The sequence below is a fragment of the Maribacter aurantiacus genome, assembly GCF_005780245.1.
GTDB lineage: Bacteria > Bacteroidota > Bacteroidia > Flavobacteriales > Flavobacteriaceae > Maribacter > Maribacter flavus.
This window is the reverse complement of record NZ_VBUK01000009.1, coordinates 42,486-61,235: the sequence shown is the minus strand read 5'-3', so window position 1 is coordinate 61,235 and position 18,750 is coordinate 42,486. Positions and strand designations below refer to the sequence as shown.

General features: G+C 41.5%; 15 protein-coding genes and 2 tRNA genes. 7 read left to right on the top strand and 10 right to left on the bottom strand.

Features of this window, described 5'->3' with window-relative positions; translation table 11 throughout:
- Nucleotides 1-84: 84 nt before the first annotated feature.
- A complete protein-coding gene (gene clpP, locus FEK29_RS13970; RefSeq protein WP_138259060.1) occupies nt 85-765 on the top strand; it encodes an ATP-dependent Clp endopeptidase proteolytic subunit ClpP in 681 nt (226 codons plus the stop codon).
- Between the two features lie 86 nt (nt 766-851).
- Nucleotides 852-2,087: an ATP-dependent Clp protease ATP-binding subunit ClpX gene (gene clpX, locus FEK29_RS13965; protein ID WP_138259059.1), complete on the top strand. Its 1,236-nt coding sequence runs from the start codon at nt 852-854 to the stop codon at nt 2,085-2,087.
- Here clpX and FEK29_RS13960 read toward each other — a convergent pair.
- The 4 genes from FEK29_RS13960 to FEK29_RS13945 all read right to left on the bottom strand — a co-directional run bounded on the left by FEK29_RS13960 (nt 2,084) and on the right by FEK29_RS13945 (nt 6,171).
- On the bottom strand, nt 2,084-2,653 hold the full coding sequence (locus tag FEK29_RS13960; protein ID WP_138259058.1) for a hypothetical protein: 570 nt from the start codon (nt 2,651-2,653) through the stop codon (nt 2,084-2,086). The genes clpX and FEK29_RS13960 overlap by 4 nt on opposite strands.
- A gap of 250 nt (nt 2,654-2,903) precedes the next feature.
- Nucleotides 2,904-3,428, bottom strand: coding sequence for a hypothetical protein (locus FEK29_RS13955; protein ID WP_138259057.1), 525 nt, complete (start codon nt 3,426-3,428; stop codon nt 2,904-2,906).
- 90 nt (nt 3,429-3,518) lie between these two features.
- Nucleotides 3,519-4,280, bottom strand: a complete 762-nt coding sequence (locus FEK29_RS13950) for a helix-turn-helix domain-containing protein (protein WP_161595365.1) — start codon at nt 4,278-4,280, stop codon at nt 3,519-3,521.
- Nucleotides 4,281-4,653: 373 nt separating this feature from the next.
- On the bottom strand, nt 4,654-6,171 hold the full coding sequence (locus tag FEK29_RS13945; protein WP_138259055.1) for a GH3 auxin-responsive promoter family protein: 1,518 nt from the start codon (nt 6,169-6,171) through the stop codon (nt 4,654-4,656).
- A 75-nt stretch (nt 6,172-6,246) separates the two neighbouring features.
- On the opposite strand from FEK29_RS13945, the gene FEK29_RS13940 reads away from it, so the two are divergent.
- Nucleotides 6,247-7,041, top strand: coding sequence for a DUF2797 domain-containing protein (locus tag FEK29_RS13940; protein ID WP_138259054.1), 795 nt, complete (start codon nt 6,247-6,249; stop codon nt 7,039-7,041).
- On the opposite strand, the gene FEK29_RS13935 is transcribed toward FEK29_RS13940, so the two are convergent.
- The 3 genes from FEK29_RS13935 to sppA all read right to left on the bottom strand — a co-directional run bounded on the left by FEK29_RS13935 (nt 7,034) and on the right by sppA (nt 12,351).
- Nucleotides 7,034-9,763, bottom strand: a complete 2,730-nt coding sequence (locus FEK29_RS13935) for an AsmA-like C-terminal region-containing protein (RefSeq protein WP_138259053.1) — start codon at nt 9,761-9,763, stop codon at nt 7,034-7,036. The two genes, FEK29_RS13940 and FEK29_RS13935, sit on opposite strands and share 8 nt — an antisense overlap.
- Before the next feature lie 115 nt (nt 9,764-9,878).
- A complete protein-coding gene (locus tag FEK29_RS13930) occupies nt 9,879-10,589 on the bottom strand; it encodes a queuosine precursor transporter (protein ID WP_138259052.1) in 711 nt (236 codons plus the stop codon).
- A 1-nt stretch (nt 10,590) separates the two neighbouring features.
- Complete coding sequence (gene sppA, locus FEK29_RS13925; protein ID WP_138259051.1) at nt 10,591-12,351, bottom strand: signal peptide peptidase SppA; 1,761 nt, start codon at nt 12,349-12,351, stop codon at nt 10,591-10,593.
- A 71-nt stretch (nt 12,352-12,422) separates the two neighbouring features.
- Between sppA and folK the strand changes: the two genes are divergently transcribed.
- Entirely contained in the window at nt 12,423-13,568 is a 1,146-nt protein-coding gene (folK, locus tag FEK29_RS13920) for a 2-amino-4-hydroxy-6-hydroxymethyldihydropteridine diphosphokinase (protein WP_138259050.1), read from the top strand.
- A 111-nt stretch (nt 13,569-13,679) separates the two neighbouring features.
- Here folK and FEK29_RS13915 read toward each other — a convergent pair whose 3' ends face one another.
- Nucleotides 13,680-14,210, bottom strand: coding sequence for an RNA methyltransferase (locus FEK29_RS13915; RefSeq protein WP_138259049.1), 531 nt, complete (start codon nt 14,208-14,210; stop codon nt 13,680-13,682).
- A 141-nt stretch (nt 14,211-14,351) separates the two neighbouring features.
- Between FEK29_RS13915 and mutS the strand changes: the two genes are divergently transcribed.
- From mutS to FEK29_RS13900, 3 genes are all read left to right on the top strand, one after another.
- Nucleotides 14,352-16,934 (top strand): DNA mismatch repair protein MutS, encoded by a 2,583-nt coding sequence (gene mutS, locus FEK29_RS13910; RefSeq protein WP_138259048.1) that lies wholly within the window; start codon nt 14,352-14,354, stop codon nt 16,932-16,934.
- A 194-nt stretch (nt 16,935-17,128) separates the two neighbouring features.
- Nucleotides 17,129-17,201 (top strand) — tRNA-Gly (locus FEK29_RS13905).
- 59 nt (nt 17,202-17,260) lie between these two features.
- Nucleotides 17,261-17,344 (top strand) — tRNA-Leu (locus FEK29_RS13900).
- Between the two features lie 493 nt (nt 17,345-17,837).
- Here the strand turns inward: FEK29_RS13900 and FEK29_RS13895 are convergent.
- Both FEK29_RS13895 and pnuC read right to left on the bottom strand, forming a co-directional pair.
- Nucleotides 17,838-18,080 carry a hypothetical protein gene (locus FEK29_RS13895; RefSeq protein ID WP_138259047.1) on the bottom strand — a complete coding sequence of 81 codons (243 nt, stop codon included), beginning with the start codon at nt 18,078-18,080 and terminating at the stop codon, nt 17,838-17,840.
- Nucleotides 18,081-18,167: 87 nt separating this feature from the next.
- Complete coding sequence (pnuC, locus tag FEK29_RS18205) at nt 18,168-18,749, bottom strand: nicotinamide riboside transporter PnuC (protein ID WP_138259046.1); 582 nt, start codon at nt 18,747-18,749, stop codon at nt 18,168-18,170.
- Nucleotide 18,750: the final 1 nt, after the last annotated feature.

Below are 18,750 nucleotides of genomic sequence, written 5' to 3'. Positions count from 1 at the left end.
CGAACAATAAATTGAGTATCTTTACGGTGCCGGAAAATTATTTTTCGGCACCTTTTTTTACTACTAATAATCGATTAAGAGTTTATGGATTACGGAAAAGAGTTCAAGAATTACGCCATAAAGGATCAGGGTATCAGCAGTATGTATTATGACAAGATAATGAGCAGCATGTACCCTGTAAACATGACCCCCAACATAATCGAGGAAAGACAGCTCAATGCCATTGCCATGGATGTTTTCTCCCGTTTGATGATGGATAGAATCATCTTTTTGGGAACAGGTATCAATGACCAAGTGGCCAACATAGTTCAAGCACAACTATTGTTTTTGGAAAGTGCGGACGCCTCCAAGGACATACAGATATATATCAATTCGCCCGGCGGCAGTGTCTATGCCGGTCTTGGCATCTATGACACCATGCAATTCATAAAGCCGGACGTAGCCACCATTTGTACAGGGATGGCGGCTTCCATGGGAGCCGTATTATTGTGTGCGGGCCAAAAGGGAAAACGCAGTGGTTTGTCCCATTCAAGGGTTATGATCCACCAACCCATGGGTGGCGCACAAGGGCAGGCAAGCGACATTGAAATTACCGCTCGTGAAATCCTTAAATTGAAGGAGGAACTCTACCAAATAATTTCCAAACACTCAGGTCAGCCCATAGAAAAAATCCATGAGGACAGTGATCGGGATTATTGGATGAAAGCCGATGTTGCCCTTGAATATGGTATGATTGACGAGATTTTAGTAAGGGACAAAGAATAATTTCGTCCAACAAGCTAGAATTTTATTTTTTTAGTGAACCAAAAACCAATAATATTCGTTAAGTTTTTGGTCAGATTATCTTTTATATGGCAAAGGAAAACTTAGAATGCTCGTTTTGTGGAAGGAAAAAGCCGGAAACCAATTTATTGATAGCCGGCCTGGATGCCCATATTTGTGATAGATGTATCGAGCAGGCCCATGGAATCGTTGCAGAGGAAACAAGACAAACCAAAACCAACGACCTATCATCTGAACTTACGCTCAAAAAGCCTCAGGAAATAAAGGACTTTTTGGACACCTTCATTATCGGTCAGGAACGCACAAAAAAGGTCATGTCGGTCGCTGTTTACAATCACTACAAAAGACTATTGCAACCAGCTTCCAAGGAGGACGATGTAGAGATACAGAAAAGTAATATTATCATGGTAGGCCAAACGGGAACCGGAAAAACCCTTATGGCAAAAACCATTGCAAAAATGCTCAATGTTCCCCTGGCCATTGTGGATGCTACGGTATTGACCGAAGCAGGGTATGTTGGGGAAGATGTAGAAAGTATTCTGACCCGCTTGTTACAGGCCGCGGACTACAATCTGGAAAAGGCAGAACGTGGCATCGTTTTTATCGATGAAATTGACAAAATTGCCCGTAAAAGCGACAACCCTTCCATTACGAGGGACGTATCTGGAGAGGGTGTTCAACAAGGACTGCTGAAATTGTTGGAAGGTACTACCGTAAACGTTCCACCCAAAGGTGGAAGGAAACATCCGGACCAAAAATTTATCGAGGTAAATACGGAAAATATCTTGTTCGTCGCCGGAGGTGCTTTTGATGGCATTGAAAGGGCCATCACAAAACGCTTGAACCTACAAGCGGTTGGTTACAGTGCTTCCAAGGCAGAGGAGAATCTGGACGAATCCAATATCCTCCAATACATCATCCCAAAGGATCTTAAGGAATTTGGATTGATTCCGGAAATCATTGGTAGGCTTCCCGTGCTTACGCATATGAATCCGCTGGACAAAAAAACATTGAGGGCCATATTAACGGAACCCAAAAATGCCATTATAAAGCAGTATGAAAAACTGTTCGCTATGGACAACATCTCGTTTACCATAACGGAGCAGGCCCTGGATTATATAGTGGACAAAGCGATTGAATACAAACTGGGCGCTAGAGGTTTGAGATCTCTCTGCGAAGCTATCTTTACGGACGCCATGTTTGAAATGCCCAGTACGGACGAAAGGGAGTTCAAGGTTACTAAGCCTTATGCAGAACAAAAACTGTCCTACGAAACAGTTAAAAAATTAAAGGCGGTTTCTTAAACCGCCTTTTTCTTTTCAATCTTTTCCGGGATGTTTATCGAAGTGACTTCGTTCAACAAGGATAAACAGACTTTCCTAATTATTTTTTCATCGGTATAAAGTGTGTGTCCGTAATTTGGAACGGTATCCATGTACACATCTAACTTGTTGGCCCAAATATCATTGGGCCTATTGGTATCCCTTTCCCCATATATGAGATTTAGGGAAACCAAAGGCTTTTCGTTCTGTAACCTTATTCTTGTTGGGGAAATCGCATAAAGCGACTTTACCGGTAGACCTTTTTTTGCGGCATTCCAAACAATGGTACCTCCTGTGCTGAACGCTAGGTAATAGCAAGGTGAAGTTTCCTTTTTCAGAAGATGGGCTACCGCGGTATCGATACCTCCATTTACAAAAGCATCATGGATGTTCTGCTCGGTCTGTACTGGCAAATCAATATTCGCAAGTTGTTGGCTATCATAAAAAGTGATATCAAAATATTGTTGTAGATATCCTAAATATGAAGTGATCCAAAGGCCCTTTTTGGTGCCCCACATATCCGAGACAATAACTAGTTTTTCAGCCATAATAGTAGTTTTGTAAATTAATTTTGGGAACATTGACCTCAAATTGCTTAATTAACGATTGATTCTCCAATTTATTTGTTTAATGGACGAATTATTCGACATACGCATTTTCAAATCCATTCTTAACCATCAATTCTTAGTACTACCTAATAGTAACTTGAAATTGCCTTCTCACTATCTTAATGAATTGTTATTGAAGTAATTAACATTAAGATGGTCCTGAAAATTGTTAGTTGTTTTCCTCTCAACTTTAGAATCTTTTTCCTAACGAAGCTCCAAACCAAATGGTGGATTCGGAATCTTTATCCAAATTATTACCCACTACCCCTAGAATTGGAGTTAGCCCAGCTTTCCATATCCACTTTCTATTTTCCCCAAAATGCCTTTTAAAAAACAAGGAGCCATACTGAACAAGGATGGACTTATTCGATATTTGCCCTGTACTGCCAACACCAGCTTCCAAATAATTGTTATTTCCTAAGTTGATAGGATACTGAATGGAAAAAGGAATGCTAAGAGAAGTTTTTGGCAAACCGCTGAATACACCACATCCTATACATTCGGACATAGAATTTGAACTTATCTCCTCCTCAAATTCAAAAAAAGAAATCCCCAGTCCTACCCTAATACCTAAATTATTTGCTCTTTGAAAACTACGCTCATAATTAAGGGATGCCACACCTGCGTTTCCTCCCAGTTCCAAATAAACCAAATTGCTCTGCCCTAAAGCCAATGTAAAAGCAAAAACAAAAAAAATGGTGACCCAAGTTTTCATAGTTAACATTTAACGTTTCAGCAAAACTAGAAAACCTGATATTTCGGATGTCCGAAATCCCCCATTTGCGAAAAAACAGGACAAACTAATCTAGGACCCAATCTTTGACCGATATTCAGTAGGCGTCAAACCTGTGAACTTTTTAAAGGCCACATAAAAGGTTGATTTGGAATTAAACCCGCACTCCAATCCAATTGAGGCAATAGTGTAGTTGAAAAATTTGGGATTTGACAATTGTTTCTTCGCCTCTTCTACCCGATACCTATTAATATAATCTGTGAAATTACTATCCGTATACGTGTTCATTATTTTGGAAACAGTACTCACACTCTTCCCAACTTTACCAGATAGCCTTTCCAAACTTAGATAAGGATCCAGATATTCCTGTTCATTCAAAATATAATGTTCAATTTCCGCAAATGTCAATGCCCCCTTATTGGTTTCTGCAAAATCTGGACCTACGCCACTACTCTTCTTACGCACTTCTTTTCTAAGTACAATCCTGTCTTTTAGAACCATATACCTAAAAAAGGCTTGATAACCTACCCAGTAAATCAAAATTGAAGATGCCAGCCTCAAGGGATAATAACTATAGGGCTTTTGAACGAGCTCGGTAGTATTGAATATAATAGCCAATAACCATAGTAAAAAAACACCAATTCCCAGATAAAAGAATCCTTTTAACCAATTTAGGTCATCAAAATCAATAATAGGTGAAATATCATGGTTGTTACCAAAAACAATATGAGCCGATTTAACAAATAGAAATAAAGAGTACAAAAGCGTTACGGAATCCTCCAGGTTATTATATAAAACAAGAGTAGGTATGGACCAGACAGAGTTACTTGCCATAAAAATGACCAACAATCGAACAAATAACTGTATACAAAAAAGCAATATGGATAATCTTATATAAGATTTGACCTTATCTTCAATTTTTAGGTAGTTTACCAAAAAAGCATAAAACATGGGAACGATTAAAACATACCATGGTAATGTATAATGTATCCATTCAGATTCTGAGATAAAAAAGTACTTTTCAAGAAACCATGACTGTACATTATTGAGTGATAGAAAAAGAACGAATAAGTTCAGAAACAGTACAGGTTTTTCAATTTTCCTGCGAGACATAAAAGTCACTACGTTAAATATGAATCCCTGTATGGCACCAGCAATCATTAAAAAATTAAAAATTCCGGTCATATAAGAAACTTGGATTTTTCTTCTAACTACTGCTCATTCGTAGTAACTGTTCAATATAGTCCCTCCTATTACTTAGCCTTGGAATTTTATGCTGTCCTCCCAATTTATCATTGATTTTTAACCAATCATAAAACAGGTTTTCCCGAGCCACATGGACCTTGGGTATCTCAAGGGTAATGTTGTTATAGCGCTTCGCCTCGTAATCTGAGTTCAGGGACTTTAAAGCGTTATCCAGTAATTCCGTAAAATAATTTAAATCTTCCGGTGCCTTTCTAAACTCGATTATCCATTCGTGCGATCCCTTCTTCTTTCCGTTCATGAAAATAGGTCCTGCGGTATAGTCCTTTATTTCAGTCCTGGTTTTTAGACATACCATTTTTAGGGCTTCTTCGGCATTTTCAATAATGAGTTCCTCGCCAAAAACATTGATGTGATGCTTGGTCCTTCCTGTTATCCGAATCCTATAGGGGCTCTTGGATGTAAAACGTACGGTATCCCCGATCTTATAACGCCATAAACCCGAATTGGTAGTAATCACGATGGCGTAGTTCTTACCAATTTCCACTTCCCATAATGGAATGCATTCCTGCTGTTCAGTTCCATAGATATCCATAGGGATGAACTCGTAGAAAATCCCGTAATCCAACATCAACAAAAGATCTTCAGCATTATTCCGGTCCTGAATGGCAAAGAACCCTTCCGATGCATTGTATATCTCATAATACCGAAAATTCTTTCGCGGCAAGAGACTCTTATACTGTTCCCTATACGGGCTAAAACTTACACCCCCATGAAAATAGACCTCAAGGTTCTCCCAAACCTGAAATAGGTGTTCCTTGCCCGTTTCCTGTAAAACATTGTTCAACAAAACCAACATCCAGGAAGGAACGCCGGCCAAACTGGTCACATTTTCCTGAACGCTTTCCTTAATAATGGCACCAAGCTTGGTCTCCCACTCGCTCATCAAGGAAACCTTATTGCTTGGGGTACTACTAAATTCCGCCCAAAGAGGCATATTGTCGATCAAGATGGCGGACAAATCTCCAAAAAAAGAACCATTGTCCTCATACAACTCCTTACTGCCCCCCAAACGTAGACTCTTGCCTGTAAACAATTGTGAATCCTCGTTATTGTTTAGATACAGGCATAACAAGTCCTTTCCAGATTTATAATGACAGTCCTCCAAGGCCTCTGAACTTACTGGTATAAATTTGCTTTTGGCATTGGTGGTTCCGCTGCTCTTTGCAAACAGCTTTACGGTAGTGGGCCAGAACAAGTTCTGTTCCCCTTTTCTGGTCCTCTCTATGATGGGTTCCACTTCCTCGTAGGATACCACTGGAAGTCGCTCCTTATATTTCTCATAATTGTTTATGGACCCAAAATCATAATGCCGTCCAATTTCAGTGTCCTCTGCAAATTCCAACAGGTTCAACAATACCTCTTCCTGTACCTCCTCTGGATACTTTAGGAAAAGTTCTATCTGGTGATAGCGCTTTTTAAGTAACCAAGAGGCGATGGAATTGAAAAGTGGAATGGACATTTTTGGGTATCTTTAACATCTAAAATTAGGGTATATCCCCATCATTTTCAAATTGAAGTTCTAATAGAGTTAACAATGCAATACGAAGGTGTCCTAAAAAAAATGCAGACGGAAATGGCAAGTCCCATCCAGTATTATTTGGTATTTGAATCGGACTTTCTGAATATGAACCAAGTACTGGACTGCCAATTGCAAATTAACCTCATTAAACACCAATGTCTCAACTGCGGTAATGACCGACCCATTTATCGCCAAGGCTTTTGTAGATCCTGCTTTTTTGACATTCCCGCTGCGGGCGATTGGATAATGCGACCCGAACTAAGCACCGCGCATTTGAATCAAGAGGACCGCGATCTGGAATACGAGAAAAAAGTGCAGTTGCAGCCCCACATTGTTTATTTGGCGAATTCCAGCAATATAAAAGTGGGAGTTACGAGAAAGACCCAGATTCCCACACGATGGATCGATCAAGGGGCGCATGAAGCGATTGAAATCGTGGAAGTGCCCAACAGGTATTTGGCAGGTATTACGGAGGTTGCACTCAAAGACCATGTATCCGATAAAACCAACTGGCGCAAAATGCTTACCAATGATATCGAAGATCAGGATTTGGTAGCGTGGCGCAATACCCTTAGGTCCTACATTCCACCAGAAGCCCTGCCCTATTTCATTGAAAACAATACGGAAACCAATTTGGAATTCCCCGTATTACAATTTCCGGAGAAGGTCAAAAGCCTAAGCCTGGACAAAACTCCAACATATCAAGGAATCCTAAAAGGAATTAAAGGTCAGTATCTCATTTTTGAGGACAATACCGTGTTCAATATCCGGGGAAGTGAGGGCTACTATATTGGCCTTAGCATTAGTTAACGGAATCCTTTTTAGCCTCCGTTTCCGTCTTTTTCTTCCCAAAAAGACCTTTTAACACATCCTTGGCGGCTTCCTTCACGGCTTCCTCCTTTTTAGGTGGTGTAGAAAGCGTATCCGTCTTACTATTTGTGGAATCCGTTTTTTTGGAACCACCCAAGATACCGCTCAATACTTCCTTGGCCCCCGTATTTGTATCTTGACCGGCGCTATCCTTTTTGGTTGAGCCGGATAATATATCCCCGATCAAATCCTTGGCCTTGTCCTTTCCTTTATTGACCAATTTTTGCTTTTCTATCTCGATTAATTGGTTGGTCAATGTTTTTATGCCCGATGTCAAATCGGTTGTAATTTCCGGGCTATTGTAAACCCCACCGATATTGGCCGTAACGGGAATGGTTAGGCTATCTAGGGAACGATCATCTATCCTCGCAATCAGGTTATTTATGTCCTTGCCCAAATATTTGGATGGAACCTGTAAAGTGGCCTTGTAATTCATTTTTTGGTCAAAAGTGTGGTTTCCGTCCACGTTAATTTCTATATCCTGATATCGAATACTAAAAGGTTTTACCGCGACCAATCCATTTTCAAAGGATAGTTTTGTCTTCAATTCCTTCAAGCTCAGTTTTTCCAAATCGATAAAATCCAACTTGGTATCCAACGCGGATAGCACCGGCGCCTTATCCGTACTGATTTCCCTTGTGATTACATCGGCGAGGATATTACCGGTCAACGAAAGTAGGTCCGGCGTAAAATCATCGGTCAAATTACCTGAAAGGGAAATATCGGAACTGAATTTCCCCTTGAGAATTCTTGCCACTGGTGCCAAGGCCTGAAACAATTCCAATGCCTGAAAGCTTTCTTGCAATTCCAATTGGTCCAAAGCCAGCTGCATGGCAAAAGTGGGGGTTTCCTGTTTTGTGGAAACCTCCCCGTTAAAGGCGACCTTACCATCGAACAAAGAGGATGTCATATTGCTCAAGATCGCTTTTTCGTCCTTTATCCTCAGGTTTCCGGAAACGTCCCGGAGTGTAATATTATCATAGATAACGGTATTGGCCCTTGCATTAAAGTTGGCATCCAAAAAGGAAGGTATTTTGATTCTTTCTTCCGATGGCATAGTTTGGGAGGCCGTTTCTCCCGATGTTTCCCCAGAATCCTCCACCATAAAATCGTTCAGGGCAAAGGTGTTTGAAACCAGATCAAAGTTGCCCTCCACATTTTCATTATTGAACAGATAGCCCAGAAAATTGTTGATGGTACCCGTAATCCGGAAATCCGTTTGCCCCGTGGAACCCTTCATTTCGCGCAACGTAACCGACTTTGGGTTGAATGCGACCGATGTGGCGTTCAGCACAACCGGATTGGGAATTTCCTCGGATTTATATTCAAAATCGGTAAGGGTCATTTGCCCTTCCGTTTTCGTATTCTCATATTGCTTCCTTTCAATGGTTTCCATGTCAAAGGCCGTGGTGATATCGGCATTCAGAAGTCCCTTTAAACTGAGTCCAGCAGGCACGGGGTATGCCTTCTCCAAATTGGCCAGGTTCATTTTTCCGTCCAGGTGGGCATTGACCTTGGTATTTCCCATCAATTCGGAAATTTTTGAGGTCATATTGAATTGATCTTCATCGATCATAAAAGATGCCCTGTTGATATCTACATAGGTTTCCTCTACAATGCCACTAGTATTGTTTATCGCCACATCGATGAATATATTTTTTACCGTTTTGGGCAAATCCGGGTATTTGAACGAAGCATTGTTCGAATTGATCTTGATATTGAATTGTGGAATATGCTCCTCGTCCACGATTCCGTTAAAGCGGCCCTCCACCACAAAGTCGCCCGTGGTCGTCACATTTTCAATATTCTTGGAATACGTTTCAGGAATGACCGCCAAGAAATTTTTAAAATCGGACGACGGTGTCTTAAAACTAATATCTACTTCCTGGTTGTCCTCGTTCAATTTCACAAAACCTTCGAAAACCAAGGGAAGTTGATTGACCAGTGCCTCGTTCCGTAAAAAGGAATATTTGTTTTCGTTCAAATCGATTCCGATCAGGGCATCCAGTTGCACCTTGTTCCTGTTCAAATAATTGGTGCTGTCCATTTCAAAGGAAACAAGGGCATCCGTGTGGGTATCCAGTTCCGAGGTTGCCAGGGAAAGGTCCCCAGTTCCCCTATGGTTCATTGCATCGATTTCCAAATGAATGCCGGTGAAAAAATCATCGTACAAAATTTTGGAATCGTTTATTTCGTAGGATTCCATGTTGAAGGCAAAACCTTCGGTATCGGGTGAAGTTTCGGCACCCGTTGTTTCGGACTCCAAGGCAATATCGTAATTGGCATTTTCGGCCTCGTCCAACTTTATATGTAAAAGCGCCTTGTCCACCTGTAACCTTGAAATGGATATGGGCTCCCCGCTGGATTTCAGCAGTTGCATAACGCCCATGGACAATGAAACTTCTTTGGAAGCGAACAGGGTATCGCCCTCAAAAGGGGCCTTGTTCACCAAACTTACGTCCTTTAGGCTCACCTCGGCATTTGGAAAACTACGGATGAGACTCAACTTGGCATCGGAAAAATCCAAGGTCGCGTTAACAGAACTATTTACATTGTTCCTGATGATGTCCCCAATTTTAGCTTCCAGAAAAAAGGGTATGGAAACCAACAGGGCAATAATCAGTACAAGGATAATGCCCACTATTTTTAATATCTTCTTCATATGTTAATTTAAAAAGCAATTTCTTTCAACAACTTATTGAAAATCCATGGGAATTATGGACGTTTTTCTACCGATTGTTGATGCTACCGATAGAACTCAAAAACCACCGCGATTATTATGCATCAAGGTCGATTTCCTCACCTATAGCGAGGTTAAATCGTTTCCGCATGATATATACGAAGAAATAAAGGAAAGGGGTGTCGATCAATGCAATAAATATCTTAAAAAGGAAGCCGCTTACCACAAGGCCGAAAAACAGGTCCCATGGCAAGACCTTAAAGGTACAGAGCAAACCTACGACCGTGAACGTATCCACAAATTGGGACAGAAAGGTTGAAAAATTGTTCCGAAGCCATAGGTACTTTCCCTGGGTAACCCTTTTCCAGAAATGGTAAATGGCAATATCAATGTACTGCGCCGCCAAATACGCAAGCATGGAGGCCAAAACCGCTATGGGCGAGAGCGCGAATACCCTGCTAAAAATAGCATCATCCAATGGAGATGATTCTATGGCAGGGGCCACATCGGCCAAAAGTACCAGTCCCATGGAGAAAAATGAGGCGAAAATACCGGCGGTCACGATCTGGTTTGCCTTTTTTCGTCCAAAAATTTCGGATATCAAGTCGGTAATCAAAAAAGTTATGGGATAGGGCAACACCCCTACTGAAATTTCGAACAGGGAAACCCCAAAAACGGTAAGGTCCCCAAAGGGCTTCCAATAGAAAAACTTTTGGAAGATAAGATTGGACACTACCAGCGAAGTGATGAACAGCGCACCAAGGTACAAATAGATACGTCTGGCCAACAATTTATCCTTTTGCACCATCTTAATCGATGTTCAGGGTAAAGGGCATTCTGGCCTGGATGCCTTTTTGGTTCATGTAGGATTTAATGTCTTTAAGTACTTGATACATTTCCTCCCCGATTTCCTCCTTGACCATATTTTCCTTCATCTTCGCTCCGGCACCGGAAATATCTTCCATAAAACGCTCAAATCCCGATTTGTACTTGGGGTACTTGCGTATGCCGTAACTTTCTATTTCGGCCATGCCTGCGGCCGCTGCAATGGCATCTTCCAACGTACCTAGCTCGTCTACCAAGCCCAATCGTTGCGCGTCCACACCGCTCCAAACCCTGCCCTGGGCAATGCTATCGGCCTGGGCCATGGAAATGTTCCTGCCATTGGAAACCCGTGATAAAAAGGTTTCATATGTATCCTCGATACTCTCCTGCACCTGGTTCCTAAAGGCCTCGCCCATAGGCTCAAATAGGGAATACTCTACCGAGTTCTTATTGGTACCCACTTGCTCCGCATTGATACCGATGTCCTTGGCCAGGCCTTCGATATTGGGAATCGTTCCAAAAACCCCGATCGATCCCGTAATGGTGGTGGGTTCGGCAAAAATCTTATCGGCTCCGGCCGCAATATAATAACCGCCAGAGGCCGCTACGTTCCCCATGGACACCACTACGGGCTTCACTTCCTTGGCCAGTTCCACTTCCCTCCAGATAATATCCGAAGTTAGGGCACTACCTCCAGGTGAATTTACGCGAAGCACGATTGCCTTTACCTTTTCATCCTCCCGCGCCTTGATCAAGGCCTCGTTGATAATTCCTTGACCTATGATATCCGGTCCACCTTCACCATAAAGGATTTCGCCTTGGGCAAAAATGACCGCAATCTTATCGTTTCCGGACCTAACTACTTTTTTCGAGGAATATTGGGTGTAGTCGTCCAAGGATATATAATTGATATCCTCATTTTCTTCTTCGGTGAGTGCCTTGGCGATAACGCTTTCGTATTGATCATAAAAAAGAACGTCATCTATCAATCGGTTTTGTTTGGCATATTTGGGCAGCCTACCACCCAAGGTGTCCGCGATGGTATTTAGGTCCGAAGTTGAAATCCCTCGAGAAATGGAAATATCGTCTATCATGGAATCCCAAAGGGATTGGATCAGCTCCTTTATCTGGGTCCTATTGGCCTCGCTCATTTCATTTTCCAAATAGGGCTCCACGGCACTTTTATATTTCCCGTGCCGAATCACCTCCATTTTCACACCTGTTTTTTCCTGTAAGTCCTTAAAATAAAGTACTTCGGAAGAAAGTCCCCTAAAATCCATTACCCCTACCGGATTCAAGAAAACGGAATCCGCCACACTGGCCAAATAATAATCCTTCTGGGAATAAAAATCGCCGTAGGCGTATATGAACTTCCCGGATTCCTTAAAGTCTTCCAATACTTTTCTAAGTGTTTGGGTCTGGGCCAATCCGGCCAGTAAAAAATTATTGTTGATGCTTATGCCCTTTATCCTGTCATCATCCTTGGCAACCGTTATTGCCTGAAGAATTTCGTCCAAACCTTGGGATTCCTCGAAAAGACCTGAAAACGGATTCAGTTCGCTGCTACCGGTATAATCCGCTATGGGTCGCTGCAGTTGTATTTCCAAAACTGAATTGTCCTTGACTTTTACGGTATCATCACCGCTGCCCAGCAAAGCGATGAATACAAAAAACATCACAAAGACTATTCCCAAAGCAATCAAGGTACCCAGAATTGCCGCTAAAAGGTTTCTCAAAAACTTCATGAAAACGCAATTTTTATTAGCTTCCAAAGATAACCAATGTGAATTTGTTTTAGTTATTTTGCCATTATATTATGACAGAATCCCAAACAGTTTATTTTTCCATAGGCAGTAATCTGGGCCAAAAACGCAACAACCTACAAAAAGCAATATTCATGATTGGGGAGCGTATTGGCGACGTCACCGCTGTATCGAGCGTTTATAATACGCCCTCATGGGGTTTTGAGTCTGATGATTTCTACAATGTCTGTCTCGAAGCCCAAACGACCTTGAAACCAGCGGAGGTATTGGAGCAACTTTTGGCCATTGAAAAACAGTTAGGGCGTGAAAGAAGTTTAGAATCTGGATACCAAAGCAGGAACATAGACCTTGACATCATTTATTATGAAACCCTTGTAGTGGATACGGACCAATTGACCCTTCCGCATCCCAGAATGGCGGAACGTAAATTCGTACTTAAACCTTTGGCCGATATCGCCCCTCAATTCTACCATCCCATCGTAAACAAGGACACCCGAAATTTGTTACAGGAAACCAGGGACAAGAGCGAGATTACCAAGCTGCCCATCAAACTCTTTAAAAATAAGATGGAGTTGTTTTCCGATGTACAGTTTCTCGCTATTGAAGGAAATATAGGTGCCGGTAAAACAAGTTTGGCCACAAAAATATCGGAGGATTTCAATGCCAAACTGATTCTGGAACGTTTTGCCGAAAATCCGTTTTTGCCAAATTTTTACAAGGACAAGTCGCGGTACGCCTTTCCATTGGAGATGTCCTTTTTGGCCGATAGGTACCAGCAATACATGGACGATACCAATCAATTCGACCTTTTCAAGAATTTTATGGTCAGTGATTATGATATCTTCAAGTCGCTCATCTTTGCCAAGGTGACCCTTCAAAAAGATGAATTTGATCTCTACCGAAAGATTTTCAATTTCATGTACAAAGAGGTCAAAAAACCCAGAATATACGTCTATCTGTACCAGACCACGGAGCGACTTTTGGAGCAGATCAAAATGCGGGGCAGAGACTACGAGATGGGCATCGACGCCCAATATCTTGAGAAAATAAATCGCGGTTATCTCAATTTTTTAAGGACGTATCCACAACAAAACCAATTGATTATGGATGTTTCCGAGCTTGACTTTGTAAATAAAAAAACTGATTACAAAACCATCTTAGAAAGTATTTCCAGCTTTGCACTTCAACAGAGGGATTAACACAATTTTGGCAAATTTCTTGCACAATAGAAATGAATTTACTTTCTTGGTTGGCTCTTTTGAGAAACTAACTAACTCAAACTATACGAAAGGCCCGGTTATGCCGGGCTTTTATTTTTGAAGTTTGCTCCAAAAATCCCAAATTACCACCCCCACGCTCACGGAGATATTCAAGGAATGTTTGGTTCCAAATTGGGGAATTTCCAAAACGGAATCACAGGCGTCCACTACTTTCTGCTGTACCCCTTTCACTTCGTTACCAAAAATCAGCGCATACTTTCCCGTTTTTTGGGGCATAAACTCATGAAGCATCCGTGCACCTTTCGCCTGCTCAATCGCCAACTTTAGATAGCCCTGGGAACCAAGTCTTGGCAGCAAATCCGTAATTTCTTCCACATACTCCCACTCCACACTATCGGTAGCGCCAAGGGCCGTTTTATGAATGTCCTTATGGGGCGGTTTTGCGGTAATACCACAGAGGTAGATTTTTTCCACCAAAAAGGCATCGGAGGTTCTAAATACGGAGCCAATATTGTTCAGACTTCGAATGTTGTCCAATACGATACAAACCGGAATTTTTTCGGTTTTCTTAAACGCGTCCACATCCAGTCTTTCCAGTTCCTCGTTCCTCAATTTTCTCATAATGATACTTTTCAACTATCGACGGTAAATATCAACAAAAATTCAAATCGCATGGGGAATGCCATATATTCGTGTTGAATCGACAAAAATAGGTAGAAACCCGTGGCAGCGAAAGGAAATACGAAAAAGGTGACCCCTTTGATGAAACAGTACAACACCATCAAGACCAAATATCCTGATGCACTGTTGCTCTTTCGTGTGGGCGATTTTTACGAGACTTTTGGGGAAGATGCCGTAAAGGCATCCAAAATTCTGGGAATCATTCTTACCCATAGAAACAATGGCGGTGACCGGACGGAACTTGCCGGTTTCCCCCACCATTCCTTGAACACATACCTGCCCAAATTGGTGAAGGCCGGGCAACGTGTGGCCATTTGTGACCAGTTAGAGGACCCCAAACAGACCAAGACCATCGTAAAAAGAGGGGTCACGGAGTTGGTAACACCGGGCGTAGCCTTAAACGACGATATCCTAAATTCCAAAAGCAATAATTTTCTATGTGCCGTTCACTTCGGAAGAAAAAAAATAGGGGTTGCCTTTGCGGATATCTCCACTGGGGAGTTCTTGACTTCGGAAGGAAACGAAGAGCAGGTGGACAAACTTTTACAGAATTTCTCGCCCAATGAAATCCTTATCGCGAAATCGCATAAAAAGGAATTCGCCGAAATCTTTGGCACTAGCTTCCACACCTTTTACATGGAAGATTGGGTCTATCAAGAAGACTATGCCCTTGAAAATCTCACCAACCATTTTAAGACCAAATCCCTGAAAGGTTTTGGGGTGGACCACTTGGAACAGGGTATAATTGCATCGGGGGTAATATTGCATTACCTATCCGAAACCCAGCATAGGCAGTTACAGCATATCAACACCCTGCAGCGTATCTCCGAGGACGAGTATATTTGGATGGACCGCTTTACCATAAAAAACCTTGAACTGTACCATTCCAACAACGAAAATGCCGTTACGCTGTTGGATGTTATCGATAGGACGCTCTCGCCCATGGGAGGAAGAATGATAAAACGCTGGTTGGCCTTACCACTTAAAAACGTACAAAAAATAAAGAGTCGGCATCAGGTTGTAAAACACTTGTTCGAAAACGAGGAAATACTTCACAAATTACAGTCCAACATCAAACATATGGGCGATTTGGAACGGCTCATTTCCAAGATTTCTACTGGAAAGGTAAATCCAAAGGAGGTAGTACAGCTTAAGAATTCCTTGGAGTCCGTCGTACCTATAAAACAGCTTACCAGCAATTCCCAAAACGAGGCATTGGCATTTATTGGGGACAAATTGCATTCCTGTGATCTTTTGCGAAACAAGATCAAGGAAATGCTGAACGAGGAAGCCCCCGTAAACATTTTAAAAGGAAATGTCATTGCCGAAGGTTTTTCCGAAGAACTTGACGAACTACGGGGACTGGCAACCCGTGGGAAGGACTATCTGGACCAGATGCTGGAACGCGAAACACAGGCTACCGGTATTTCCTCGCTTAAGATTGCTTCCAACAACGTTTTTGGATATTACATAGAAGTCCGGAACACCCACAAAAACAAGGTTCCGGAATCCTGGATACGTAAACAGACCTTGGTCAATGCGGAGCGCTATATTACGGAGGAACTCAAGGAATACGAGTCCAAGATTTTAGGGGCGGAAGAACGTATCACCTCTCTGGAGCAGCAACTTTTCTCCCAGTTGATCGTGTGGATGCAGGAATACATACAGCCCGTTCAAAACAACGCGCACTTGATCGCACAGCTCGACTGTCTCTGCGGATTTACCCAATTGGCAAAGGAAAATCAATACGTTGCCCCTGAACTCAATGATTCTACGGGCATTATCATTAAGAACGGACGCCATCCGGTCATAGAAAAACAACTACCGCTAGGGGAGGCCTACATTGCCAATGACATATCCTTAGATCGCAGTGGCCAGCAGATTATCATGATTACAGGTCCCAATATGAGCGGTAAGTCGGCCATTCTGAGACAAACGGCCCTTATCGTGCTTTTGGCCCAAATGGGAAGTTTTGTGCCGGCGGAAGCTGCTCAAATTGGCTATGTGGATAAAATTTTTACCCGTGTAGGCGCCAGTGACAACATATCGATGGGAGAATCGACCTTTATGGTAGAAATGAACGAGACCGCCTCCATCCTCAACAACCTTTCCGAACGCAGTTTGGTCCTCTTGGACGAAATTGGCAGGGGAACTAGCACCTATGACGGCATATCCATCGCTTGGGCGATTTCGGAGTATTTACACGAACATCCAGCGAGGGCAAAGACGCTATTTGCTACGCACTACCACGAATTGAACGAAATGGCGGCCACCTTTGACCGTATTAAAAACTACAATGTCTCCGTAAAGGAACTAAAGGATAACGTATTGTTCCTCAGAAAATTGACACCTGGTGGCAGCGAACATAGCTTTGGTATACACGTAGCCAAAATGGCGGGCATGCCCCAGCAGGTAATCGCAAAAGCAAATAAGATTCTCAAGAAATTGGAGAAATCCCACTCCAGCGAGGAACTTACGGAAAAAATGAGCTCCGTGCCCGATGATATGCAACTCAGTTTCTTCAATTTGGACGACCCTTTACTGGAGGAAATCAAGGAAGAAATCCTGCATCTGGACATTGATACGCTGACGCCTGTAGAGGCTTTGATGAAATTGAACGAGATAAAACGCTTGTTATCAAAAAAGAAGAAAGCCACCTCCTAAGAAAAGCCATAGTTTTGCTTTTTTTACTTTGACATTTATAGAATTGTATTAAATTTGCATCCGCATCTTTTAGGAGATGTACGTTCTTAAAAACATTCGAAATAGCATTCCATTTCTCCAATACGTATTGGATAGGAATAGAGCGATAGATTTTTTATCAAAGATTTAGTTGCTTGAAGCGATTTTCGAAAAATGCGAAAATAGCTCAGTTGGTAGAGCGCCACCTTGCCAAGGTGGAGGTCGCGGGTTCGAATCCCGTTTTTCGCTCGACTTGAACTCCGCTCAGTCACCCCTGGTGGAGTTTTTTGTTTAAAATAATAAGTCCTGCTCGAGTGGTGGAATTGGTAGACACGCCGGACTTAAAATCCTGTGGGCATTTGCCCGTGCGGGTTCAAGTCCCGCCTCGAGTACTTAAATCCCTATTAATCAATTGATTTTTAGGGATTTATATTTTTTATGGTGTCAAATTTGGTGTCAATCGATAATTAATTTGTTTCTTAATAAATAGAAATCATCAAATAAATTCCCTTCTTAGGATTTTTAAGGAAAATGTAAAATCTTGCACTTGCACTACAAATCAAGGCCTGTTGGCAAAAAGCTCATTTTCTCAAAACTTAATATTTTGGTTTACGTTGTCTATTGTCCTTTATGGCGATTACGGTTACCCTATTTTCTTTGAACACATAATAGACAGTCAATCTTTTATGGATCACTGCCCTCCGTAGTGACTTTCGACTTTTTGATTGGGGATAAAGGGTCGGAAAGTTCGAAACCGTATTTTCAAATTGTTTTAGAAGGTACTCAAACTTGAAAACTTCTTTTTTACTGAATTTGACCCTAAGAAATTCCTTGATGTCAAGTGCATTTGAAAGTGACCTTTCGGTCCACTTTACTTGAATTACATTATCCATTGGCAAGACCGTTCCAAAAGTCTTTTGAGCTCATTGTACGCCCTTGTTCAAAATCCCTAATACCAGCAAGAATATTAACCCTATCACTTTCGCTAAGCTCCTCCCACCAATCACCTGATTTGCCCTCACTGGAAAGTTTAACCGAGTTGAGCAATCCAACAAGAGTATCATCCTTTAAGGACTCAATCCAGCTAACAAGTTCCTTTTTTATAGTATTTAATTCAGATGTGCCCATATCGATTCTTTAAATTAAAATTACAAAAATCGTGCAACTTAAATTAATGTCTTCACGGTATCGTTTATTAAACTTTCAGATATTTCTTTATATGCTCACATTATAATCTGGCTTATTATACTTTTGTTTCCAAACTAAATATCCGTAAAAGGAAACAACAAAATATACAAGAGCTAAAAGTGCATAAATATTTAGACCTCTAGAAAAATACAAATAGATACTCAAACCATTTAAAATAATCCAAAATATCCAAGCACTTAAGACTTTTTTCGCTTCCATATACGTGGCTATAAAACTGAATATAGTAGTGGCCGAATCAAGATAAGATTTTTCAGCGTCCGTATAATTGTCAAAATAATAACCCATTGTAATTGATAGTGAAATTCCAACTATCAATATGTACAAATGACTAATTAAACTCCATTTTGAAATATTTAAGGACTTATGGCCCTCCTTCTTTTGTTTCCAAAGGTAATAGCCATAGAAACCCATTAAAACATAGTATGAATAAAGAATACATTCCGAATATAACTTCGATTGATAAAATAGTAACATACTAGTAAGCGACCCGAGTATTCCAAATAACCAACAAATTATTCTCTCTTTCAGGAGAAACACAAGGAAAAGCAGATTCAAAACAACACTTACTATTTCAATAATTAATGCCATA